Below are 26,818 nucleotides of genomic sequence, written 5' to 3'. Positions count from 1 at the left end.
TGGTTGAGCGTTCACGCTCTGGCTAAACATGGTTGAAGGCTGAGATCTCGACGCAAGATAGCGTCAAGCTCACGCCAACTAGCGTTTACCAAAGAGGTTTTGCCACATACGTTTAAAGCTGGCAAAAATCCCCGGATGTTCTAATGCGGGCATAGGCAGTTCTTCATGTTTAACGGGTGGTGCTATTCGTGGCGATAACGCCTCAATAAATTCCGCTAAACTTGGCGACAATTGCTGGGTGGGGATCTCACCTGGAAGCTCTATCCACACGCTGCCATCACTGTTGTTGATGGTGAGCATTTTATCGCCCTCATCTAACAAACCGATAAACCACGTCGGTGGCTGCTTGAGTTTTTTCTTCATCATTAGATGACCAATCAGGTTTTGCTGCAGGCAGGTAAAATCATCCTCATTCCACACTTGCAGTAACTCACCCGTGCCCCATTCTGAGTCGAATAGTAACGGTGCAGAAAAATACTGACCGTAAAAATGATTGATTTCTGGCCATAAAGTCAACTCAAGCGCATGCTCAACATTGGCAAAACTGCCTTCGACTTTGCGTTTAACCGGCTGCCAAGAAACGGCTTGATCAAGATCAGCATGAAATTCGCCTTGAATACACACAGAAGGCTCACCCTGTGGGTAATAACGCGGTAGTTCACCTAAACTCGTTAGGTAAGCTTGATGGTAGTTTTGCAAAAATTTATCGAGTGTGGGCAGACAAGACACTTAAGCACAATCCAATTTCAGGTATAATGTGCGCCTATTTTGACATGGAAACAGTATTGATGACACAGAATCACGATCCCTATAGTGATGCGCAAGCGCTTGTTGGCCTGACTTTAGGTAAAGCCACAGACTATCAAGCCGAGTATGATGCGTCGCTGCTGCAAGGGGTTCCACGCTCACTAAATCGTAATGCTATTGCACTCACTGGGACGTTACCGTTTCATGGTGCCGATATCTGGACGGGTTATGAGCTGTCTTGGTTAAATGCTAAAGGTAAGCCTATGGTGGCCATAGCTGAATTTCATTTAAGCTATGAAAGCCTGAACCTGATTGAGTCGAAATCGTTCAAACTGTATCTCAATAGCTTTAATCAAACCAAGTTCGATAGCATAGATTCACTGCAAAAGACCTTAGTCGCAGACTTAAGCCAATGTGCTCAAGGTGATATTAGCGTTAAAATCATCGAACCAAAAAGCTTTGGCATTCAGCGTATTATCGAGTTACCAGGCACGTGTATTGACGATCTCGATATTGAAGTCAGCGATTATAGTTTTAATCCTGATTACTTGGAAAACAGCACGGACGATAAGCAAACGGTCGCGGAAACGCTTAATTCAAACCTGCTGAAATCCAACTGTTTGATCACTTCGCAACCCGACTGGGGCAGCGTGATGATCCGTTATCAAGGGCCTAAAATCGATCGCGAGAAACTGCTGCGCTATTTGATTTCTTTCCGCCAACATAACGAGTTCCACGAGCAATGTGTCGAGCGGATTTTTGTCGATTTGAAGCGTTTCTGCCATTGCACTAAATTAACCGTTTACGCCCGCTACACGCGCCGCGGTGGTTTAGATATCAACCCGTATCGCAGTGACTTCGAGCAACCTGGTGAAAGCCACAGACTCGCAAGGCAGTAATTAACGCCCATTCGACTAGCAAATTTCGAACTAAGGTTTAGCACTGAGACAAAACCAAGGTTAAAAACCGACACTAAGCTCTGAATCACTAGCCCTAGTTGCTAACAAGATTCAGAGCTTTTTCATTGACAGTGCTCGCACTGGCATCGAGCAATAAGTTTCGCAGCCATTGATGACTCGGGTTTTGGGTGTATTTACTGCTCCACACCATATACAAATCAATGGGTCTTGTTTTCAGTGGCATAGGTAAAATTTGGATGCCGAACATCTCGGCGTACTGACTGGCGTACCGCAAAGGCGCTATACCTATCGCCTCACTTTTGCCTACGGTAGCAAACATACTCAATAAAGATGACTGCTCACTATACATCCTGCGCCTTGGCAACACGCCTTCGGTAAACAAATCCCCCGCAGTAAGATTAAAACGCCGCATATTCAAAAAAACATGTTTCTCCTCAAAATACTGCTCATGGGTGATGGCGCCTTGAATCCGAGGATGCTGCCGACTGACGATACACACTAAGGTTTCAGTGAAGAGTAACTTGCTCGAGAGCAAACTTTGCTGCGCGGGTTTAATGTCTATCGCCACCGCAACCCGCTCAAGCAAGATATCGCGATATAAATCAGCCTCCTGAGGTGGTGATTCACGGAAAATTACTTCAATGTCCGCATTCTGCAATAACGCCTGCACACCGGTTTGTAGCGCTTCGATAACCGACTCATTGGCATACACATAAAAGCGCCGCTGGCTACACTTTGGGTCAAAATGCTCAAACCCTAGCAATACGGTTTCAATATCTGCCATCGGCTGCTCAAACTTACGGTACATTTCCCGCGCTACCGCTGTCGGCTCAATTCCTCGCCCAACCCGATTAAACAATGACTCCCCGACCCATACCCTAAATCGACTGATCGCATTACTGACTGAAGACTGAGTTAAATCCAGTTCATCAGCCGCTTGGGTGAATGAACGAGTACGGTAAACCACCATAAACACGCGCAATAAGTTTAAATCTAACGGCTTTTGTGTCGGCATAAGGGAAAGCACTCATTCACAATATGAATATTACAACCCAAGCTAACGCGAGTTATCTAAATACACAAGCTGTCTATACTCAAACCATCAACGACACTATCTCTCTTATCTGTAGGTAAAATTATGCAAAAATCTTTGATGACATTGAGTATTATCGCAACGTTCTCCCTCAGCGCGACAGCGGCAGAACACGAGCATGAACATATCAGTCTACACTATCAGGGAAAGCCTGCGACCCAGCAAACTACTGAGGTCAACAAGGCCACAGCAGCCACCCTAAATTACACAGATAAAAAAGCCTTTGAAGAGTTTTCTAAAAATCTCATCGCCGAACTCGATGAACCAACTGCCGCCATTTTACGCACCGAATTTAGCTTTATCGGCGACAAAACCCCAGACACAGTCAATCCCTCACTCTATCGCCAAGCCCAGTTGAATATGGTGTCTAACGGCTTATACAAGGTCACAGATGGCATTTATCAAGTTCGCGGCACTGACTTGTCGAACTTAACCCTTATCCGCGGTAAAACGGGGTGGATCCTTTATGACGTGCTGCTCACCAAAGAAGCGGCAAAGTTATCCCTCGAGTTTGCACTAAAAAACTTGCCTGAGGGTAATGACTTACCTGTGGTGGCGATGATTTATTCCCACAGTCATGCGGACCATTTTGGCGGTTCCCGTGCAATCAAAGATATGTACCCTAAGGTCAAAGTCTATGGTTCAAATAACATTACCAAAGAAATTGTCGACGAAAACGTTCTCGCCGGTAATGCCATGAGCCGCCGCGCTGCCTATCAATACGGCGCAACGTTAGAGCGAAACGATCAAGGTATTGTCGATGCAGCACTCGCCAAGGGGTTATCCAAAGGCGAAGTGACCTACGTTAAACCCGATGTCACCTTAAACGGCAAAGATAAGTGGGAAACACTCACCATTGATGGCATAGACATGGTTTTTATGGATGCCTCAGGCACAGAAGCCGCCTCGGAAATGGCCACCTATATTCCCTCAATGAAAGCCCTGTGGACGGGTGAACTCACCTACCATGGCATGCACAACATTTACACCTTGCGCGGTGCAAAAGTCCGTGACGCCATCAAATGGTCAAAGGATATCAATGCATTGCTGACACGCTTTGGCGATGATGCGCAGGTACTTTTTGAGGCCCACTCGGCGCCCGTCTTTGGCAATGCGGATGTGAATGCTTACCTCAGAATGCAAAGGGATAACTATGGCCTAGTGCATAATCAAACCCTGCGTCTAGCCAATAATGGCGTGGGTATTCAAGATATTGGCGATGCGATTCAAACCACTATCCCTAAGGCGGTGCGCGACACTTGGTATACCAATGGTTACCATGGTACCTACAGCCATAATGCCAAAGCCGTGTACAACATGTATTTAGGCTATTTCGATATGAATCCAGCCAACTTAAACCCGCTACCGACAAAGGAGGAAGCGAAGAAATTTGTCGAGTATATGGGTGGTGCTAAAGCTGTGGTTAAACACGCCAAAGCCGACTATACCCAAGGGGAATACCGTTTCGTGGCGACGGCACTGAATAAAGTGGTCATGGCAGAACCCGATAACGAAAAGGCCAGACAATTACTTGCCGATACCTATGAGCAACTGGGCTACCAAGCCGAAGGCGCAGGCTGGCGTAATATTTATCTTACCGGCGCCCAAGAGTTACGCGTAGGGATCCAACCCGGCGCACCCAAATCGGCATCGGCAGATATTTTAGGTGAAATGGATATCTCGACTCTGTTTGACTTCCTCGCCGTAAAAGTCGATAGCATCAAGGCCGCTGAACTTGGACTGATCAGGCTTAATGTGATTAACCCCGATACCAAAGACACACTCTACGTCGAGCTAAGCAACGGTAACTTAAGCAATATTAAGGTTGATAAACCAATAGAGGCCGACACCAATCTTTATATTGATAAGCGCTACATTACCGGGATTTTACTCGGCAAAGTGCCCCTCAAAGACTTACTTGCCAACGGCACGGCCAAACTCGAGGGCGATAAAGCGGCCTTCGGTAAGATAGCGTCGACCTTAGTAAAATTTGATGAAAACTTTGAAATCGTCCCGCTACCTAGCGCGAAATAATGACATCAACGCCCTGAAGCTTCAGGGCTTTTTTATGGGAAAACGAACTAGCGTATAATCACCTTGAACGCCTCTAGCACTGGGGGATTGGCATCATCCCAAGCAGATTCAGGATGATGTTGTCAGTCAGAAAGCAGCATTAGTTCGCAGGAGCTGGTGTTGGCGCTACAGTTTTACACTCAAGTAATAATTGCTGGAAATGTGCGCCTAAATCTTGCTGGGCAAATTGCTCACTCGCGGTCGCCATTTGTTTCAGGCTTTGTAAGGCTTGATCTAAACCTTGTTGCTCGATAAGGCTTTTAGCATAGGCCGCCGCATCGGCGCCCTTTTGTAACAGACTCGCTACCTGATCAAAACTGATGTCTTGCTCCATCACTTTCTGCAAGTCACCCAGTAATTCAGCCACCTTGGCCGACTCCACCAGCGAGCCTTCAACATCCACTAATTTGCCAAGCGGATCTTGGCTAAGTTTTTCTGCCACGCAGGCAGAAACTGTGCCCGCTGCCGCGCTTTGGGCGACAACATCTAAGCCATTGGCACGAATTTGCTCAACCACTTGCTGCAACTGTGGATCTTGGGCCAACCAAGCCTGCTCTAATTGCTGCTTTTCATCGCCACCAAAATAACCACAACCAGATAACAACACCAGCATAGTGGCCGGCAATACGCACTTAATCCGTTTCATTGCTAAACCTCATTTATTTCATTCAAATTCAAAATATTATGGGCGTGACTATATCCAGCAATGTTTAACCGAAGATGAATTATACCAATCGTATTAAATATCTAATCAGTTCAGAGCCTTACAGGCATCCCAATCCAAGGCGTATTGACGCAAAAATGGTTATTCCCTTTTAAGTCAATGCAACACCGGAGTGGGATGCCTGTGTGGCTCCCGAAGGGCGGCTGATGTTAACGGCGTGGCAACGCGCTTTATACTGCGTTTAAGGCTTTCGACAGAGCACCACTATGCCTTCAAGCCTTCGCCTTGTCTAAAGCGCGTTGAACTCCCGCTGAATGAACAGATATTTAATACGATTGGTATTAAACTGGCTGATAACAAGATAACGCGCAGAAAGAATTATGGCTAAACGCAATCGCAGATCTTAGCGGTTTAGGTGAGTTTGCTGGTGCGAAGAACGCACTCTGTTTCGCCGTTAATAATCTGCAAGTAAGACTTCTATGCTGCTCAGCTGCGCGGTTAATGTCATGGGAATCTCGGCATTACCGGCATGCGCTAGGCTAATGGCAAAGCGATACTCCTCGGTCAAACGACCAAAGTGCGTCTGCCAATGCAGAGAATCAACCAAATCCGGTGTTTTTAGCGAGATTTGTTGCGGGATATTTAGCGAGATATGTGGATAAACATTAAGCATTGAAGCTACGCCGCAGGCTTGCCTCAATCCGGCATCTTGGCATGATAACTCAAGCGATTCTGCCGCCAATTGCTCAAACGGCCTAAGCTCAAAGGCAAAGGATTTGAGCGACTGCGCTAAACCTAAACCAGTCGCCTTAATATAGGACTCCTTTAGCGCCCATAAATCGAAAAAGCGCTGCCGCTGACTCGCTTCATCGGCGAGAGCGAGCAAGGCCACGGTTTCTTGGGGAGAAAAATAGTGATTTAGGATTGGATAGATATCCGTCTTCGGCCGTGACCTTTCAATATCGACCCCAAATAAACCAGACTCAACACCATCAAACTGAGCCAAACCAATCAATAACCAATCGCCGCTATGGCTTAGGTTAAACTCGAGACCAGTTTGCTGCCCTAATGTCGCCGTTAAACTCGGTTTGCCCTTAGCGCCATATTCAAAACACCACTCGTGTGGCGATAAATCCGCATAGCGAGATAACACGGCCCGCAGCGCCGCCCTCACTTGTAATCCCTTTATTTGCGCCTTGGGATCGCGATAGCGCCTGACCTTTGCGAGTTCATCATCACTTAACCAATACTCGGCAAGTGATGTTTGCGCCGCTGACATATCGTTCAGTGGAATAAAAAATAGATCCACATTCACGCCGTTTTTGCTAGATGTTAGAGAGTCGGTCATTCGAGAGCCTAGCTGTACAAAGCCCTGCGGCTGATGAGTTATCATTGTCTGACTTTTTGGGGAGCAGTTAGCAACATTCTTATCTGGGTTCATTATTGTCTAGGTTCATCATTATCTGAGTTCATTATGCATCTTAAATCGTTTCAACTAAGCCCTATTTCAATTCTTAGCCGCACTCTAATAAGAGCAATTCTTAGAACGACTATTAGCTCAATCCCAAGCGCAAATTTTTACTGCAATTGCGCCAAGATCCCCCCCAAAAAAAATTAGCAGGTTTAGCCACACAGCCTCATTCATGGCTAAAGGGACGTAAGCCAATATTGGGCTATATTACCCCGATAACTCAAAAAAGCTGCCTTCATCGCCGCTACAAATATAATTCTTCCACTATCAAAGTATTAAACAGTCCAAGCGGTAAGCGAAAACCCAACATAACGCACAGAAAATACCATTACTCAACGAAAGCCAATAAATTCCAGTCCCAGATGATTGTATCGACCCCGAACCTCAGGTAATCTGCATCCCCATTAAGTGACACAGATGATAAGCACAGGTTTTACGATGAGTGTCACGACATTAGTCATAAATGTCAGTCGTGACTCAGCCAAAATCGCTTATCAGTCCCAATAGATTATGTCGGATGATAATTATTTTAAATGGCAACTCGCGACTCTCAATCTAAAGCGCCGTCTTACGCCCCGAAGAGCACGACTCAAGCGGCGCAAAAAGACAGCACACCTCGGCATCGCAACGCCACCACTACGCCTGAAATGCGACTCTTTATCCAACAATCGGATCTGAGCGTCAGCCAGCTGGCAAAGATTTTAAATATTACCGAGGCAACGGTGCGTAAGTGGCGTAAGCGTGAGTCCATCAGCAACAGTTCGAACACACCCCACCATCTCAACACGACGCTCACGCCGATGGAAGAATACGTGGTGGTGGGATTACGTTACCAACTCAGACTCACCTTAGATAGATTGCTCAACGTCACCCAAACCTACATTAATCCCAATGTGTCGCGCTCCGGCCTTGCCCGTTGCTTAAAACGCTACGGCATATCGCGGCTCGATGAGTTTGAAGCACCACAAGTACCCGAACGCTATTTTAATCAATTGCCTGTGACGCAAGGCAGCGATATCCAAACCTATACGGTCAATCCAGAAACCTTGGCCAAGGCGCTGGCTCTGCCAAGTACCGACGGCGATACTGTGGTGCAAGTGGTGTCACTCACCATACCGCCGCAGCTTACTGAGCAAGCACCAAGTTCAGTGCTATTAGGCATAGATACGGCAAGTGATTGGATTTACCTCGATATTTATCAAGACAGCAACACCCAAGCGACCAATAGATATATCGCCTATGTCCTCCGACATGGGCCGTTTCATTTACGAAAGTTGCTCGTTCGCAACTATCACACCTTCTTAGCCCGTTTTCCCGGTGCCCATGGCATGCCAAAGACAAGCGCGGCTGAATCCCAAAACAAGGTCACCGTATCCAGGTCGACCCGTGGAGACTCTTTATGAGCCATACCCCTTCTGTACCTAATTCTGCGACTGAGTCAAAAAAAGATAAACGACTCAACAAACGTTTGAAAGATATGCCCGTTGCCATCGTGGGCATGGCCAGTATCTTCGCCAACTCGCGTTATTTAAATAAATTTTGGGATTTGATTAGCGAAAAAATCGATGCCATTACTGACATCCCAGACACCCATTGGCGCGCCGAAGATTACTACGATGCCGACAAAAGCAAAGCCGATAAAAGCTACTGTAAACGCGGTGGTTTTTTGCCTGAAGTCGACTTTAATCCCATGGAGTTCGGTCTACCGCCCAATATTTTAGAGCTGACAGATACCTCACAACTGCTGTCGCTGATTGTCGCCAAAGAAGTGCTTGCCGATGCCAATCTGCCCACCGATTACGATCGCGATCGTATCGGCATCACGCTAGGCGTGGGCGGTGGTCAAAAAATCAGTCAGAGCTTAAACTCGCGCCTGCAATATCCAGTGTTGAAAAAAGTATTTAAAAGCAGCGGCCTGAGCGATGAAGACAGCGAAATGCTGATCAAAAAGTTCCAAGACCAATATATCCACTGGGAAGAAAACTCTTTCCCAGGGTCCTTAGGCAACGTGATTGCAGGCCGTATCGCCAACCGGTTTGATTTTGGCGGCATGAACTGTGTGGTCGATGCTGCCTGCGCGGGCTCGCTTGCCGCTATGCGTATGGCGTTGACTGAACTGACCGAAGGTCGCAGCGACATGATGATCACCGGCGGCGTCTGTACCGACAACTCGCCATCCATGTACATGAGCTTCTCAAAAACGCCAGCCTTCACCACTAACGAAACCATTCAACCCTTCGATATCGATTCAAAAGGCATGATGATCGGCGAAGGTATTGGCATGGTAGCACTTAAGCGCCTTGAAGATGCCGAGCGCGATGGCGACCGAATTTATGCCGTCATCAAAGGTGTTGGCGCCTCATCGGACGGTAAATTTAAGAGTATTTATGCGCCGCGCCCTGAAGGCCAAGCTAAAGCATTGGAGCGCGCTTACGACGACGCGGGTTTTGCACCGCACAGCATTGGTTTGGTTGAAGCCCACGGCACAGGTACTGCCGCAGGTGATGTGGCCGAATTCAATGGCTTAAAATCGGTATTTGCCCAAGGCAACGACACCAATCAGCATATCGCGTTAGGTTCAGTGAAATCCCAAGTGGGCCACACTAAATCAACTGCGGGCACTGCCGGGGTGATCAAAGCCGCGCTAGCACTGCATCACAAGGTATTGCCTGCGACCATTAACGTCAGCCGGCCTAATCCAAAACTGAATATCGAAAGCTCGCCATTCTATTTAAATACCGAAACTCGCCCATGGTTCCAACGCGCCGATGCAACACCGCGCCGTGCTGGCGTCAGCTCCTTTGGTTTTGGCGGCACCAACTTCCATCTTGTATTGGAAGAATACAAACCAGAGCATAGCCGTGACGAGCAATATCGTCAGCGCAGTGTGCCGCAGACACTATTGTTTGCCGCCGCCAATAAAGCCGCGCTGCTTAGCGAGTTAAAAGCTGCGCTGAGCCAAAGTGTGAACACGAACGCGAATAAGAGCAGCGCTGCGAGTCTGAACGCTATCGCTCAGCAATATCCACTACGCACACTGGCAAGCACAGATGCCCGTTTAGGTTTTGTAGCTAAGGATATCGCACAGCTGCAAGCTCAGTTAAATCAATCGATTGCACATTTAGAAACCAATGCAATTGAAGTGTGGCAATTACCTTCTGGTATCAGCTACCGCTCTCATGCCTTAGTAGCTAAGAATGAATCAAAGAAAGTAGCCGCCCTGTTTGCCGGTCAAGGTTCACAGTACCTCAACATGGGCCGCGAACTCGCCTGCCATTTCCCTGAAATGCGCCAACAAGTGATGGCCAGCGATAAGGTATTTGCTCACCACGGCCAAACACCGTTATCCAACATCCTTTACCCTATTCCGGCATTCGATGCCGATGCGGTGAAAGCCCAAGAAGCGGCGCTGACAAATACCCTGTTCGCCCAAAGCGCCATAGGCGCAATTTCAATGGCGCAATATTCGCTATTAACTCAAGCGGGTTTTGCCCCCGATATGGTGGCAGGTCACAGCTTTGGTGAACTGTCAGCCCTTTGCGCGGCAGGCGTGATTTCCAATGAAGATTACGTCGAACTGGCCTTCGCCCGTGGGCACGCCATGGCGCAAGTGCCGAGCGATACCGCGAGTAAAGCCGCAGACACTGGAACTCAAACTGACTTAGGAACTATGTTCGCCATCATTCTTAAGCAAAAGAATGATATCGATGCGCTCAATAGCTGTTTAGCCCAGTTTGATGGCGTTAAAATTGCCAACTACAACGCGCCGACACAATTAGTCATAGCAGGTGGCACAGAACAAACTCAGCTGGCCGCTAAAGCCATTAGCGAACTGGGCTTTAAAGCGATTGCCCTGCCCGTCTCTGGCGCGTTCCATACTCCATTGGTTGGACACGCACAAAAGCCATTTGCCAAAGCCATTGATAAAGCTAAATTCAGCGCACCTTCAGTCGCACTTTATGCCAACGGAACGGGTCAATTACACCCAAGCGATGGCAAAGCCATTAAAGCAGAATTCAAGCAACATATGCTGCAATCAGTTCATTTTAGCGAACAACTGCAGGCTATGTATGACGCTGGCGCCCGGGTTTTTGTTGAGTTTGGCCCTAAAAACATACTGCAAAAGTTAGTTGAAAATACCTTAGGCGAACACTTAAATGAGCTTTGCCTTGTCAGCATGAACCCGAATCCTAAGGGCGACAGTGACAGTCAATTACGCTTAGCTGCTGTGCAACTCGCGGTAGCCGGTGTGGCATTAACTGAGGTTGATCCCTATCAAGCCGTCACGTCACAAGAGATTGCCGAACGTGAAGCGCCATCAGCAATGAACATCAAACTCACCGCCACTAACCATATTAGTGCTGCGACCAAAGCTAAGATGACCAAATCCCTCGCCACAGGCAGCGTGACTAGCCAAGTGCAATATGTGGATCGCATCGTTGAAACGGTTGTCGAAAAAGAAGTCGAAAAAATCGTTGAGAAAGAAGTCATCGTCGAAAAAGTTGTTGAGAAAATAATAGAAGTGGAAACGAATCAAGTGGCAGCTGTTGAAATGAAACAAACATCCCCAAGCGTTACGAAAGGCTTAAGCAATCAGCAGCAAGCGACGGCGCAGTTAAACCCAGGCACACCAAACGTCAGCAGCGATGCGTTAACGGCATTTTTCAGCGCACAATCTCAAGCGGCGCAGTTACATCAACAGTTTTTAGCCATCCCGCAGCAATATGGCGATACCTTCACGACATTGATGACTGAACAAGCCAAAATGGCGAGCCAAGGCATTGCAATCCCAGAAAGCCTGCAACGCTCAATGGAAATGTTCCACCAGCATCAAGCGCAAACCCTGCAAAGCCACGCCGAATTTATGCAGCTACAAAGCAGTAGCAGCCAAGCGGCCTTGGCGATGTTAAACAATGCGCCGATTAACTTTACCCCAGCGGTTGCTCAGCCACGAGCAGCTGCGCCGGCTCCAGCACCTGTTGCTGCATCGACAGTTGCGACGAGACCAGCAATTAACACACCCGTTGCACCTGTTGTGCAAACCGCTCCCGTTGCTCATGCGCCTGCTGCGACAGTACAAGTTGCGCCAGCAGCTCCTGTTTTAGTTATGCCAGAGATGACATCTGTGGCACCAGCAACAAGCAGCTTAAGTGCTGCACTTGTTCAACAAACTATGATGGCTGTGGTTGCCGACAAAACAGGCTACCCCACTGAAATGCTGGAACTTGGCATGGATATGGAAGCCGATCTAGGTATCGATTCGATTAAGCGCGTTGAAATTTTAGGCACAGTACAAGACGAACTGCCGGGCTTACCTGAACTCAGCCCAGAAGATCTGGCCGAGTGCCGTACCTTAGGTGAAATCGTTGACTACATGAACAGCAAACTGCCTGCGGCTGGCCAAGTTGTAGTTTCTACAACAGCGCCAACAGCTCCTGCCGCCAACGGTTTAAGCGCTGCGTTAGTGCATGCTTCTGAAATCGAGAGCACCATGATGGCTGTGGTGGCTGACAAGACAGGCTATCCCACTGAAATGCTGGAACTCAGCATGGATATGGAAGCCGATTTAGGTATTGATTCTATTAAGCGCGTTGAAATCTTAGGCACAGTACAAGACGAACTGCCGGGCTTACCTGAGCTCAGCCCAGAAGATCTGGCCGAGTGTCGCACCTTAGGTGAAATCGTTGACTACATGAACAGCAAACTGCCTGCGGCTGGCCAAGTTGTAGTTTCTACAACAGCGCCAACAGCTCCTGCCGCCAACGGTTTAAGCGCTGCACTTGTTAAACAAACCATGATGACTGTGGTAGCTGACAAGACTGGCTATCCGACTGAAATGCTGGAGCTCAGCATGGATATGGAAGCCGATCTTGGTATCGATTCCATCAAGCGCGTTGAAATCTTAGGTACAGTGCAAGACGAACTGCCGGGTTTACCAGAGCTCAGCCCAGAAGATCTCGCCGAGTGTCGTACCTTAGGTGAAATCGTTGACTACATGAATAGCAAGCTGCCAGCTGCGGGATCAGTTATCGTAGCAACTCATGTGACAACTGCCGCGCCTGCCGCCAGCGGTTTAAGCGCTGCGTTAGTGCAACAAACTATGATGACAGTGGTGGCCGACAAGACAGGCTACCCCACTGAAATGCTGGAACTCAGCATGGACATGGAAGCCGATTTAGGTATCGACTCCATCAAGCGCGTTGAAATCTTAGGCACAGTGCAAGATGAGCTACCGGGCTTACCTGAGCTGAATCCTGAAGATCTGGCCGAATGTCGCACCTTAGGTGAAATAGTTATGCTCTTTTCGCAAGATTTAGGGCAAAGCAAGCTAGGCCAGAATACTGCTGCAAATGTGGTAAACGGCACTGTCGCAGTTGAACCGACTATCGATTTGCCCCATGATTTACCACCCCATAGTGAGGTAGTGCTAAAAAAGTTGCCAGCGGCGGCTGAGCTAACGCAACTATCGCCACAGCAATCGTCAAAGCAATCAGCGCAACAAGCTCAAACACGCTTTTTTGCTAAAGATGCCTGCATTATCATTAGCGATGATGGTCACAATGCTGGCGTACTTGCCGAGAAATTGCATGCTCAAGGTCTAACGGTTGCGGTTGTGCGCTCGCCAGAAAGCCTTGTAGCCAGTGCATCACCGCTCAATAGCCACATTGCCAGCTTCACATTGGCGGCGATTGACGATACCAGCATCAGCGCAGTAATTAATGAGATCAAAAGCTTAGGTCAGGTTGCAGGCTTTATTCATCTGCAACCACAACATAAAACCTCAGCCGGTGCGAAAGGTTTAGTGTTGTCCAGTGCCGCCAAAGCGTCGGTCGAGCAAGCGTTCTTGTTCGCCAAGCACTTACAACCGCTTTTAACAACAGCAGCAACGGCCAATACTAGCAGCAGCTTTATCAGCGTCAGTCGTATCGACGGTGGTTTTGGTTATCTTAACCACAGCCAAATTGCCCGCAGCGAGTTAAACCAAGCGGCATTGGCAGGTCTGACTAAAACCTTGAGCCACGAGTGGCCAAGCGTGCATTGCCGCGCCTTAGATATCGCGCCAGCACTTGATGCCAAACAACTGGCCAATGCAGTGTTCGCTGAGCTCTTTGCAACCGATAAGCTATTAGAAGTCGGTGTGAGTGAAGCTGGCGCAACTGAAACGCTGGCACGCGTGACCTTAGTTGCAGGCAAGGCAGATACCCGCCACCGCGCAGCTAACTTGACCAGTGCAGATAAAATTCTGGTGACTGGCGGCGCAAAAGGCGTGACCTTTGAATGTGCCTTGAGTCTGGCAAAACGCAGCAAGGCGCACTTTATCCTTGCCGGCAGAAGCAGCCAACAAGCCATTCCCGCTTGGGCGCAGGGTAAAAATAACAGTGAACTTAAAGCCGCTGCCATTGCCCACATTCAAAGCTTGGGCGAGAAACCCACGCCAAAACAAGTGGATGCCTTAGTATGGCCAGTGCAAAGCAGCCTAGAAATTGCAGCCGCACTAGAAGCCTTTACCGCCGTAGGCGCGAGTGCCGAGTACTTAAGTCTCGATGTAAACAATCCAGACGCGATCGCCAGCACTCTAGTGCCTATCACCGAGTTATCACCTATTACCGGCATCATCCATGGTGCGGGCGTACTCGCCGATAAACACATCCAAGACAAAACCTTAGATGAGTTAGCACGGGTGTATGGCACTAAGGTCACAGGCATTAGCAATCTGCTTGCCGCACTGGATTTAGATAAAGTAAAACTGATCGCCCTGTTCTCTTCGGCGGCGGGTTTTTACGGCAATACCGGCCAAAGCGATTACGCTATGTCCAACGACATACTCAACAAAGCCGCACTGCAACTGGCGCAGCAACTGCCAAATGCCAAAGTGATGAGCTTCGATTGGGGTCCGTGGGACGGCGGCATGGTGAATCCTGCGCTGAAAAAGATGTTTATCGATCGCGGTGTTTATGTGATCCCGTTAAAGGCGGGTGCTGAGTTATTTGCGAGCCAATTACTGAGCGACACAGGCGCACAATTGCTGGTCGGTACTGATATGCAAGGCACAGTTCCAAGTGACGAGCAAGCAACTGAAGGTAGCAATCTAAAAAAGCCTGAAGCGGATCTGACCACTGACTCGTCGGATCCGCATGCTTTGCTTAACGCTTTAAATCCAAGCGCAGTAAATATAAGCGCTGTAAAACTGCAGCGCACACTGGACCCTAAGGCAATGATCTTTATTGAAGATCACTGCATTAACGGTAATCCCGTATTACCGACTGTGTGCGCGATTCAGTGGATGCGTGAAGCCGCCTTTGATGTGCTCAAGCAGCCTGTCAAAGTGCAAAGCTACAAGCTGTTGAAGGGCATTATTTTCGACACTGCCGTGTTACAAAATGGAGCGTTAGAAAGTGCAGCCCCCATCACGCTAGAACTTGAGCTTGCACCGATTGCGTTAACGGATAAAGCCGCGAAAGACACAGACGAGTACTTGAGTGGACAATTCAGTGCCTTAATCAGCTTTGAAGGTCGTCCGCAATATCAAGCCATCTTAGTGATTGATGATGCTGTTGATGACGCGGCTAACGATTACTTAGCCACTAACAGCAAAGCAACTGCCTTTGACGCGCATAGCTTGGCAGGACTTTCTGCCATCACAACCGCAAGCAGCCTTTACAGCGACGGCACGCTTTTCCATGGCCCAAGACTGCAAGGTATTGAGTCTGTGGTGAAGTTTGACGATGCGAGCTTAGTCGCCAAGGTGAGTCTTCCCCATGTAGCGTTAGCGGACTGCGGGAGTTTTGTGCCCAATCTGGCCCCTAAAGGCTCACAAGCTTTTGCAGAAGATTTGTTGCTGCAGGCGATGCTGGTATGGGCAAGACTCAAATATGGCGCGGCGAGTTTGCCATCAAGCATTGGTGAGTTTATCTCCCATGCGCCGTTTGCCTTTGGCGATACAGGGTATCTAGTGCTCGAGGTGGTAAAACACTCTGGCCGTGCCCTTGAAGCCAATATTGCACTTTATCATCAAGATGGCCGCTTGAGCTGCGAGATGAACAACGCCAAAGTCACCATCAGCAAAAACCTTAACGGTGCATTCTTAGCTAATAAAGTTGCTAATAAAAGCATTGAAAGCGTGGAGGCGAAAGTCGAGTGAACTTAGCCCCCCCTTTAGCAACGACCCATAGCGGCCAAGTTGAAACATCGATAGCTGACAAAAGCGCTAAGCCACTGCGTATTGCAGTGTTGCTTGGCGATGCCGTCAATCTTGACTCTCACTCAGCCCAAGTATTAGGGACGTTTACTGAACGTGAAAGAGTTCAGATTTGCGCTGCCAATGCCATCCAATCGGCAGTACATAGGCCGACGGCTCATGAACCAAAAGTGCATGAACCGTCAGTGCATGAGCAAAGGTCGCTCACTGCCTTGTTAGGCCAAGCAACAACAGCCATTGAACAAGGCAAGCTCGTTGAACTTAAATTCAATGATGGCAATCTGCCCCAGTCTCTGTATTTACTCGATGGTTTACACGCCGCCAAACTGCGTCTTCACGCCCACGCGTTTATTGCTGGCTTTGCCGCTGGTAATGAAACTACTGGTGTTGTAAATGCAGGTGTTGCTAATGCAGCGGCTGTTGCAAATGCGGCGTTAGTGGCGGCAAAGCGCAGCCCAGCTCAAACCGTTCAACATCAGACTGTCGCCAACACTCTCAACGAGGCACTTGTTGCGCTGCGCCAAGGCGTAACCGCCCTCGCTGCGCGCACACAAGCACCGCTTCATGGCGCTACTGATATAAAACAGACAAACGGCACCAATCATCAAACTGGCTATTGGTTTAGCGACCAACATCAAGCGCGGGTATTGTGTCTAAATCTTGTAGCAAAGACGTCACATCAAGCGGATGAGTCTCGAAATCTAAACCAAAGCCTAGTGCTGAGCCAAGGCACACAACTTGCCGCGCCCAAAGCTCTTGTTGATGAAAACCGGCTGTTTATTCCGATAAGTAGTGACAGTATTAATGAGCTAAAAGCAAAACTGTTTCAGTTGCTTAGTTCACTAGACATTGGCGCACCAGACACGTCATTTACATTACATCAACTCGCATTCTGGTTTGAACGCTACGATGCCAACGCCCCACTGGCATTAGTCTTAATGGCGGCATCAAGTGATGATCTCAAACTTGAAGCCAAAGCCATGCTTACGGCGCTTGAAAATGATGCTGTTTGTCATCATGGTCAACCCTTTAAGACACCAGCGGGCAGCTGCTTTACCGCTAAGCCGCTAGGGGATACGGGACTTACCTTTGTATATCCTGGTGTTGGTACGGTTTACGCTAATATGTTCAACAACTTGCATGAGTACTTCCCCGCGCTGTATCACCAGCTAGAACGTGAAGGCGATTTAAGCGCCATGCTGCAATCACCGCAGATTTATGCGGCAGATGTTAAAACCGCAGCTGGCATGAACCTAAGTCAGCAAGCGATTAGTGGTGTGGGGGCCAGTTATCTATTCACTAAACTGTTGACCCAAGTCTTTAATATTAAGCCTAAAATGGCGCTCGGTTACTCAATGGGCGAAGCAGCCATGTGGGCCAGCCTAGATGTGTGGCAAACACCGCACGCTATGATCAACGCCACTGAAAATAGCGATATTTTCAACCATGCGATTTCTGGTGAGCTAACCGCAGTCCGCCGAGCGTGGCAGCTTGCGGATGATGAAGCCATAGTGTGGAACAGCTTTGTGGTGCGCGCTGATAGCAATGAAATAAAGGCATTATTGCCAGCGTTTCCTCGTGCTTATTTAGCCATCACCCAAGGTGATACTTGCGTCATTGCAGGCTGCGAAACAAGCTGTAAAGCCCTGCTTGCCAAGTTAGGTAAGCGCGGGATTGCCGCCAATCGCGTCACGGCAATGCATACCGCGCCTGCCATGCTAGTCCACGGACAAGTACAAGATTTCTATACACAAGCGTTAAAACCCGAGGCGCTGAAAGCGGCGGCGCAAGATCTGCCTATTCGCTTTATCAGCGCAGCGCAAACTGCGCCAGTAACCGTGGATAGCCACAGCATTGGCCGCGCGATTGCCGATACCTTTTGTTCGCCACTCGACTTTAGTACGCTCATTCAAAATGCCACTGAGCAAGGTGCAAGGCTATTTGTCGAAGTGGGCGCCGATAGGCAAACCAGCACACTCATAGATAAAATCAGCCACGCCCATTCAAGCCAAAGCACTGCGAACGCGGCGACAGCCGCCATTGCTTGCAATGCCAAGGGGGCCGATGCGATCACCAGCTTACTCAAATGTTTAGCTCAGCTGATAAGCCACAGAGTACCGCTTTCGCTCGCGCCGCTCATTCAGCCACTAAGTGCTAACGCAGCCCCTTTATCATCAGTATTACCAAAAGGAGAACCCCAGTGAGTTCTCAGCATTCCCCTAGGATTGATAAAACTACCGTGCCTACCATTGCGTCAAACCGCGCATCAAAAAGTGCGTCAAAAATCGCGATTGTCGGTCTCGCGACTCAATACCCTGACGCCGATAATCCCCAAACCTTCTGGCAAAACCTGCTGGATAAAAAAGACTCGCGCACCCAAATTAGCCGCGAAAAGCTCAATGCCAATCCCGCCGATTACCAAGGTGTGCAGGGTCAGTCTGACCGTTTTTACTGTGATAAGGGCGGCTACATCCAACACTTCCAGTTTGATGCCAAGGGTTATCAACTGCCTGAGTCTGCCTTTGACGGTTTAGATGAAAGCTTTTTATGGGCACTCGATTGCAGTCGTAAAGCCCTCCAAGACGCAGGGATTGCCACAAGCGATGCCATACTGGCGCGCACAGGTATCGTGATGGGAACCTTGTCGTTCCCGACCGCCCGCTCCAATGAATTATTTTTGCCTCTGTATCATCAAACCGTTGAAAAGGCGCTGCAAAACAAACTTAACCAAAGCGCTTTACAACTGGCTGATTTTAACCAAGCTCACGCTGGAGAAGCGTTAAACGTCGAGCAAGTATTAAACGTCGCCAATGGCGCCGTTGCCCACACAGCTTCAAAGCTGGTCAGCGATGCACTCGGTTTAGGTGGTACTCAGTTAAGTCTGGACGCCGCCTGCGCTAGCTCGGTTTACGCACTTAAACTCGCCTGCGATTACCTGACCACAGGCAAGGCCGATATGATGCTTGCGGGCGCAGTATCGGGCGCTGATCCCTTCTTTATCAACATGGGATTCTCGATTTTTCACGCCTATCCAGATCATGGTATTTCAGCGCCCTTTGATAGCAACAGCAAGGGCTTATTCGCCGGAGAAGGCGCAGGGGTTTTAGTTTTAAAACGCTTAGAAGATGCCGAGCGCGATGGCGACAACATCTATGCGGTCGTCAGCGGCATTGGTTTGTCGAACGACGGTAAAGGCCAGTTTGTATTAAGCCCCAACAGCAAGGGCCAAGTGCAAGCTTTCGAGCGCGCCTATAGTGCGGCAAACACACTGCCCGCCAATATCGAAGTGATTGAATGCCACGCCACCGGCACGCCGCTTGGGGATAAGGTCGAACTCGCCTCGATGGAGCGCTTCTTCGAGGACAAACTCGCGGGCTCTGCTGTGCCGCTGATCGGTTCGGCAAAATCTAATCTTGGCCATTTGCTCACAGCCGCGGGCATGCCGGGGATCATGAAGATGATTTTTGCCATGCGCTCGGGTCGACTGCCGCCAAGTATTAACTTATCAGCACCGATATCCTCGCCTAAAGGCTTGTTTAGCGCTAAAAATCTGCCAACAGAATTGCATGCTTGGCCAGATAAAGCCGGCAATGACCGCCGTCACGCAGGTGTTTCCGTGTTTGGTTTTGGCGGCTGTAACGCGCATTTGTTGCTGGAATCCTATGTACCGGCAAATACCAGTAGCAAACATCAGCAGAGTACAGCCCAAGTAAGCTATCAACATACACCATTAAATATCATTGGCTTAGCATCGCACTTCGGGCCTTTATCCTCCATAAATGCGCTGGATAACACGATTCAAGCTCGGCAAGATGCCTTTATCCCGCTGCCCGCTAAACGCTGGAAAGGCCTAGATAAACACCCTGATATTCTGGCCAACTTTGGTTTAACCGGAACTGGCCTCGCAGCCGCACCACAGGGCGCGTATATCGACCAGTTCGATTTTGACTTTCTGCGCTTTAAAGTGCCGCCCAATGAAGACGACCGCCTGATCTCCCAGCAACTGCTGCTGATCAAAGTGGCCGATGAAGCGATTCGTGATGCCAACTTAAAGCCCGGCGGCAAGGTTGCTGTATTAGTGGCAATGGAAACCGAACTGGAATTACACCAGTTCCGTGGCCGCGTAAATCTACACACACAACTGGCCGACAGCCTTAAAAAACAAGGAATAACACTCACACAAGCTGAGTATCTCGCCCTTGAAAAAATCGCCATGGACAGTGTGCTCGATGCCGCCAAACTGAATCAATACACCAGTTTTATTGGCAACATCATGGCGTCACGTATCGCATCCCTTTGGGACTTTAACGGCCCTGCCTTTACCATTTCGGCGGCGGAGCAATCGGTCGCCCGCTGTATTGATGTGGCCGAAAACCTCTTGTCCCAAGAATCCTTAGATGCCGTAGTGATCGCCGCCGTCGATTTAAGTGGCAGTCTAGAGCAAGTGATCCTCAAAAACGCCGTATCGCCAGTGGCATTTAATGCCACTGACACTGGTTGGAAAGTCGGTGAAGGTGCAGGCGCACTGGTGCTAACTGCTGAAAATTCAAATACTAATGTTCTACTTAATAATGCCAATAGCAACAGCTATGGTCACATCAGTGGCCAAGTGTTTGGCGCTATGTGTGACATACAAGGTAATAGCAACACAGCGCGTATTTGCGATGACTTGTTAACCCAAGCCAAGGTGAATAGCAGCCAAATTAGCTTGATTGAAACCAGTATTGCTGTTGAGCAACTTGCCGATTCAGAGTTGGTACTCAATACCCTGCTGCCGAGTGTGAACCAGCGCAGCCAAGCCGCTGATACCATTGGCCACAATTTTGCCGCTGCGGGAATGGCGAGTATTTTGAGCGCGCTGCTTCAGCTTAAAAATCACGGGCAATTAAAAAACCAAGCACAGCCACAAGCTAATCAAGTGCAGCACGCGCTCGTTGCCACGTTTAGCCAAGGTAAATGCTCGCAGTTATTGCTCAGCCAAAGTGCCACGCAAGCGCACAGTTTGCAGCAAAGGCTTGAACAAGACTTAACGCTTTCTGAGCAAAAACACTTAATAAAACAAGTAACGCTCGGTGGCCGCGATATCTATCAGCATATCCTGGATACGCCGCTCGCTAGCCTTGATGCTATACAACAAAAAGCCCAAGCCATCACTACATTGCCAAAGCGCAGCCAGCGCAAACATTTGGCCCAAATAGCGAGCAAAGACACGAGTGGCTTTGCAACAAGCAGCCCAACCACGGCTCTACAAAAAGAGACATTAAGCAGCATGCCAATTAATGCCCTAAGCACGCCCAATAACAACGCAGCTCAAGCAGAGCTAAAAGACGCTGCATTTATACGTAATCAGCAACTCGCCCGTGAAGCACATCTAGCCTTTTTACAAAGCCGTTCTGAAGGCTTGAAACTGGCCGATGCCTTGATGAAAGCCCAGCTTGCCAGCGAGTTAGCCGTCAATGGCCAAGCTGCGCCGGTACAACAGCAAGCCATCGTTCAAGCATCTGCGACAGCGGTTCTTCCACATACTGCACTTTATCCAAACCAAGTGCTTTATCCAAACCATGCAAAAGTGCCTCAGTACACGCCGCCAACACCGATAAGCAAACCTTGTATTTGGGATTATGCGGATTTAGTCGAGTACGCAGAAGGTGATATCGCTAAAGTATTTGGCCAAGATTACGCCATTATCGACAGCTATTCGCGCCGTGTACGCCTACCAACCACGGACTATTTACTGGTATCTCGGGTAACAAAATTAAATGCCCAGATGAACCGATATGAGCCTTGCACTATGACCACAGAATACGATATTCCTGTGGACGCGCCGTATTTGGTCGATGGTCAAATCCCTTGGGCCGTGGCCGTCGAATCGGGTCAATGCGACTTAATGCTGATCAGCTATTTAGGTGTCGACTTTGAAAACAAGGGTGAGCGCGTTTATCGCCTGCTCGATTGCACCCTGACCTTCCTCGGCGACTTACCGCGCGGTGGCGACACTCTGCGCTACGATATTTCCATCAATCACTTTGCCCGCAATGGCGATACCTTGTTGTTCTTCTTCTCCTACGAATGTTTCGTGGGCGACAAGCTGATCCTGAAAATGGATGGCGGCTGTGCCGGCTTCTTCACCGACAAGGAACTGGCCGACGGCAAAGGCGTTATTCACACCGAAGCCGAAATCAAAGCGCGCAACCTCGCCTTGAACAATCCGAATAAACCGCGCTTTAATCCGTTACTTGACTGCGCGCAAAACCAATTTGATTACAGCCAAATCCATAAACTGCTCGGCGCCGATATCGGTGGCTGTTTTGGCGGCGCACACGCGGCTCATCAAGCCCAATATGGTTTGCAGCCCTCTTTATGTTTTGCATCCGAAAAATTCCTGATGATTGAACAGGTCAGCCATCTTGAGGTGCATGGCGGCGCGTGGGGCTTAGGCTCAGTTCAAGGTCATAAGCAGCTCGAAGCTGATCATTGGTATTTCCCATGTCATTTCAAGGGCGACCAAGTGATGGCGGGGTCGTTAATGGCCGAAGGCTGTGGTCAATTACTGCAATTCTTTATGCTGCATATTGGAATGCACCTAGGTGTAAAAGACGGGCGCTTCCAGCCGCTAGAAAACGCATCACAAAAAGTGCGCTGTCGCGGTCAAGTGTTGCCGCAATCTGGCCTGCTCACCTATCGTATGGAAATCACTGAAATCGGTATGAGCCCGCGCCCCTATGCTAAGGCAAATATCGATATTTTGCTCAACGGCAAAGTGGTGGTGGATTTCCAAAACCTTGGGGTGATGATCAAAGAAGAAGCCGAATGCACCCGCTACCTCGCGGATAATGATGCCAGCACAGCTGATAATACGACTAAAAATGCTGCCAAAAACGCTGCTTCGGCTGCGCCGCTGGTTTCGACAACACCCGCATCGTTCGCCGCGCCGTTGATGGCGCAGCTGCCAGATTTAACCGCGCCAACCAACAAAGGCGTAGTGCCGCTTAAGCATGTAGCTGCGCCGATTGCGCCAGCGGATTCAAAGTACGCCAACCGCGTGCCCGATACCCTGCCGTTCACGCCGTACCACATGTTCGAATTTGCCACGGGCGATATCGAAAACTGCTTCGGCCCCGATTTCAGCATCTATCGCGGGCTGATTCCACCGCGCACGCCCTGCGGTGATTTGCAGCTCACGACTCGTGTCATTGCGATTGACGGCAAACGCGGCGAGCTGAAAAAGCCATCATCGTGTATCGCTGAATACGAAGTGCCCGCAAATGCTTGGTATTACGCTAAAAACAGCCATCATGCTGTGATGCCCTATTCTGTGTTGATGGAAATATCACTGCAGCCAAACGGCTTTATCTCAGGCTATATGGGCACCACTTTGGGCTTCCCCGGCCAAGAGCTGTTTTTCCGTAACTTAGACGGTAGCGGTAAGTTGCTGCGCCATGTGGATTTACGCGGCAAAACAATCGTGAACGACTCACGTTTGTTATCGACTGTGATTGCCGGCAGTAACATTATCCAGAATTTTAGCTTCGAATTAAGCTGCGATGGCGAGCCTTTCTACCAAGGTAAAGCGGTATTTGGTTACTTCAAGGGCGATGCGCTGAAAAACCAACTTGGCATAGACAACGGCAAGATCACTCAGCCTTGGCATGTGCAAAATGGTATAGCCGCCGATAGTCAAATCAATCTGTTAGATAAACAGCATCGCAGCTTTAACGCGCCACAAGGCCAGCCGCATTACCGTTTAGCGGGCGGTCAACTTAACTTTATCGACAAGGCTGAAATCGTGAAGACCGGCGGTAAAGCGGGCCTTGGCTATTTATACGCCGAGCGCACCATTGACCCGAGTGATTGGTTCTTCCAATTCCATTTCCATCAAGATCCGGTGATGCCAGGTTCATTAGGGGTTGAAGCCATTATCGAGCTGATGCAAACCTATGCGATTGACCAAGACCTTGGCGCAGGCTTTAAGAGTCCAAAATTCGGCCAGATATTATCGGATATCAAATGGAAGTATCGCGGCCAAATTACCCCATTAAACAAACAGATGTCGCTGGATGTGCACATTACCAGCGTGACTGACGACAATGGCAAACGCATCATTATGGGCGATGCCAATTTGAGTAAAGATGGCCTGCGGATTTATGAAGTCAAAGATATCGCCATCTGTATTGAAGAAGCTTAATGCGGTAAATTCTATTTATTGAATCACTTAAAAATAATCCTGCCGCTGCGTTGGCTTTTTACACCCGAACTTTTTACTCAAGTAATAGCAACGCAGCAGCAATAAAAACGAGACCCAAGATGACTAGCCATACTCTAGATCAATTCAATAGCAATAACGAAAAACTCAGCCCTTGGCCGTGGCAAGTCAACGATGCAGCACTGAGCTTTGATATCGACGCATTATGCAAAAAACTCAAAGACTTAAGCCAAGCTTGTTACTTAGTCAATCACAGCGAAAAAGGCTTAGGCATAGCGCAAACGGCCGAAGTGACCACCAGTGACAGCCAAGCGCCATTGGGCTCACACCCTGTCAGCGCCTTTGCGCCTGCCCTTGGCACCCAAAGTTTAGGCGACAGTAATTTTCGCCGCGTCCACGGGGTTAAATATGCTTACTACGCCGGCGCTATGGCTAACGGTATTGCCTCGGAAGAACTGGTTATCGCCCTTGGCCAAGCGGGCATTTTGTGCTCATTTGGTGCGGCGGGATTAATTCCATCCCGCGTTGAAGCGGCCATTACCCGCATTCAAGCGGCGCTGCCCAATGGTCCCTACGCCTTTAACTTGATTCACAGCCCAAGCGAGCCCGCATTAGAGCGCGGCAGCGTTGAGCTGTTTTTAAAACACAAAGTGCGCACGGTCGAAGCCTCGGCATTTTTAGGTTTAACGCCGCAAATCGTCTATTACCGCGCCGCAGGTTTGAGCCGCGACGAACATGGCGACATTGTCATTGGCAACAAAGTCATAGCAAAAATCAGCCGCACCGAAGTAGCAACTAAGTTTATGGAGCCGGCGCCTGCCAAAATCCTGCAGCAATTAGTGAGTGATGGTCTTATCAGCCAAGACCAAATGGCAATGGCGCAACTCGTGCCAATGGCGGATGACATCACGGCCGAAGCCGACTCAGGTGGCCATACCGACAATCGTCCCTTGGTCACGCTATTGCCGACGATTTTGGCGCTCAAAGATGAAATCCAAGCTAAGTATCAATATAAAACGCCCATCCGTGTGGGCGCAGGCGGCGGCGTAGGCACTCCCGATGCAGCATTAGCCACCTTCAACATGGGCGCGGCCTTTATCGTCACAGGTTCAATCAACCAAGCTTGCGTCGAAGCGGGCGCGAGCGAACACACCCGTAAGTTACTCGCCACCACAGAAATGGCCGATGTGACTATGGCGCCTGCCGCTGATATGTTCGAAATGGGCGTTAAATTACAAGTGGTTAAGCGCGGCACTTTGTTCCCGATGCGCGCCAATAAGCTTTATGAGATCTACACCCGTTACGATTCAATTGATGCCATCCCCGCGGACGAGCGTAAAAAGCTCGAAGAGCAAGTGTTCCGCTCATCACTCGATGACATTTGGGCTGGCACAGTCGCCCACTTTAACGAGCGCGATCCAAAGCAAATCGAGCGCGCACTGGATAATCCCAAACGTAAGATGGCGCTGATTTTCCGCTGGTATTTGGGTCTTTCGAGCCGCTGGTCAAACACAGGTGAAGTCGGCCGCGAAATGGATTACCAAATCTGGGCAGGCCCAGCGCTAGGTGCATTTAATGCTTGGGCGAAAGGCAGTTATTTAGATGACTATAAAGCCCGTAATGCGGTGGATTTAGCCAAACATTTAATGGTGGGCGCGGCGTATCAATCCCGGATTAACTTGCTGTTATCCCAAGGCGCGAGCATTCCGGTCACACTACTACGCTGGAAACCGCTGAATCGTTTTTAACCTCTACCGGACAATAGATACATCAAGTAGGGACTCAACTCCCTGCTTGATGCAGTCTTCTTCACTACCTCGTTAAATCGAAACCGCCTACCTTATTGCCAATCTAATCCCTTGAGTTATTGGCTCTGTTTGTGCCAATGCCGCTAAGCACTGTCGCTTCAGTGGCACGCCGTAAACCCATCCTTGGGGGCTCAACGGAAAAGTCCATTTTTCCGATGGCCACTGCCGCGACAATGCCCGCCTGCAATCAATCGAATACATGCTGCCTAATTTAAGAATGGGCTGCGAGGCAAACTTTGATAGGACATATCCCTTCCCCAAAACTCTACATACACCACATGATTTGTGAATAAAGTTTTTTGTCATTCAAAAGTATCGTTTTGTGCATTATTTCAAATAATACTTTCAATCAAGTCTTAATATTCAATATCTTATAAACAATTCGCCAAACAAAATACGTAGTAATACAGATGCATACTTTCTACCCAGAATGATATTCACCATCGTGTAAATATTCTTATAAATCATTGGCTTGCTAGTCTACTCACCAAGTAATTGAAGGTAAGATTATGCGCGTTATATAAGTGTAAAATATCTATGAGCATAGAAGGTCAAGGTTCAGTTGACGCCATTGGAATAGATCAAGAAGGTGTCGTGGTGCTAACCCTCTCAGATCATTTGGAATGGGATGACGGGCATC

General features: G+C 49.0%; 11 protein-coding genes and 1 pseudogene. 8 read left to right on the top strand and 4 right to left on the bottom strand.

All coding sequences use genetic code 11. The annotated features are described in order from the left end of the window. Positions 1-78 precede the first annotated feature (78 nt). Positions 79-729 (bottom strand): SecY-interacting protein, encoded by a 651-nt coding sequence (gene syd / locus FW758_RS01160; protein WP_446444410.1) that lies wholly within the window; start codon positions 727-729, stop codon positions 79-81. A gap of 59 nt (positions 730-788) precedes the next feature. Here syd and queF point away from each other — a divergent pair, with 59 nt between their 5' ends. Beyond that, on the top strand, positions 789-1,646 hold the full coding sequence (gene queF / locus FW758_RS01155; protein WP_006080957.1) for an NADPH-dependent 7-cyano-7-deazaguanine reductase QueF: 858 nt from the start codon (positions 789-791) through the stop codon (positions 1,644-1,646). A gap of 94 nt (positions 1,647-1,740) precedes the next feature. Here queF and FW758_RS01150 read toward each other — a convergent pair whose 3' ends face one another. Next, the gene (locus FW758_RS01150) at positions 1,741-2,682 is read right to left on the bottom strand and encodes a LysR family transcriptional regulator (protein ID WP_446444409.1); all 942 of its coding nucleotides are present in this window, start codon (positions 2,680-2,682) and stop codon (positions 1,741-1,743) included. A gap of 123 nt (positions 2,683-2,805) precedes the next feature. Between FW758_RS01150 and FW758_RS01145 the strand changes: the two genes are divergently transcribed. After that, positions 2,806-4,794, top strand: a complete 1,989-nt coding sequence (locus tag FW758_RS01145; protein ID WP_446444408.1) for an alkyl/aryl-sulfatase — start codon at positions 2,806-2,808, stop codon at positions 4,792-4,794. A 139-nt stretch (positions 4,795-4,933) separates the two neighbouring features. Here FW758_RS01145 and FW758_RS01140 read toward each other — a convergent pair whose 3' ends face one another. Beyond that, positions 4,934-5,479: a hypothetical protein gene (locus tag FW758_RS01140; protein ID WP_063883250.1), complete on the bottom strand. Its 546-nt coding sequence runs from the start codon at positions 5,477-5,479 to the stop codon at positions 4,934-4,936. Positions 5,480-5,951: 472 nt separating this feature from the next. Further along, positions 5,952-6,845 (bottom strand): 4'-phosphopantetheinyl transferase family protein, encoded by an 894-nt coding sequence (locus tag FW758_RS01135; protein WP_446444407.1) that lies wholly within the window; start codon positions 6,843-6,845, stop codon positions 5,952-5,954. Between the two features lie 656 nt (positions 6,846-7,501). Between FW758_RS01135 and FW758_RS01130 the strand changes: the two genes are divergently transcribed. The 6 genes and pseudogenes from FW758_RS01130 to FW758_RS01105 form a co-directional block, all read left to right on the top strand. Next, entirely contained in the window at positions 7,502-8,371 is an 870-nt protein-coding gene (locus FW758_RS01130) for a transcriptional regulator (protein ID WP_446444406.1), read from the top strand. Then, complete coding sequence (locus tag FW758_RS01125) at positions 8,368-16,110, top strand: beta-ketoacyl synthase N-terminal-like domain-containing protein (RefSeq protein ID WP_446444405.1); 7,743 nt, start codon at positions 8,368-8,370, stop codon at positions 16,108-16,110. Before FW758_RS01130 ends, FW758_RS01125 begins: the two co-directional genes overlap by 4 nt. After that, a complete protein-coding gene (locus FW758_RS01120; RefSeq protein ID WP_446444404.1) occupies positions 16,107-18,371 on the top strand; it encodes a PfaB family protein in 2,265 nt (754 codons plus the stop codon). Before FW758_RS01125 ends, FW758_RS01120 begins: the two co-directional genes overlap by 4 nt. Beyond that, complete coding sequence (locus FW758_RS01115) at positions 18,368-24,352, top strand: hotdog fold thioesterase (protein WP_446444403.1); 5,985 nt, start codon at positions 18,368-18,370, stop codon at positions 24,350-24,352. The genes FW758_RS01120 and FW758_RS01115 overlap by 4 nt, the downstream gene beginning before the upstream one ends. Positions 24,353-24,471: 119 nt before the next feature. Beyond that, complete coding sequence (pfaD, locus tag FW758_RS01110; protein ID WP_446444402.1) at positions 24,472-26,118, top strand: eicosapentaenoate synthase subunit PfaD; 1,647 nt, start codon at positions 24,472-24,474, stop codon at positions 26,116-26,118. A 597-nt stretch (positions 26,119-26,715) separates the two neighbouring features. Beyond that, positions 26,716-26,775, top strand: a pseudogene (locus FW758_RS01105) (DUF6572 domain-containing protein); the annotation flags it as partial. Positions 26,776-26,818 lie beyond the last annotated feature (43 nt).

The sequence above is a fragment of the Shewanella sp. 1180_01 genome, assembly GCF_052850535.1.
Note: the sequence above shows the minus strand (reverse complement) of the source record. Positions and strands in the feature narration are given on the sequence as shown.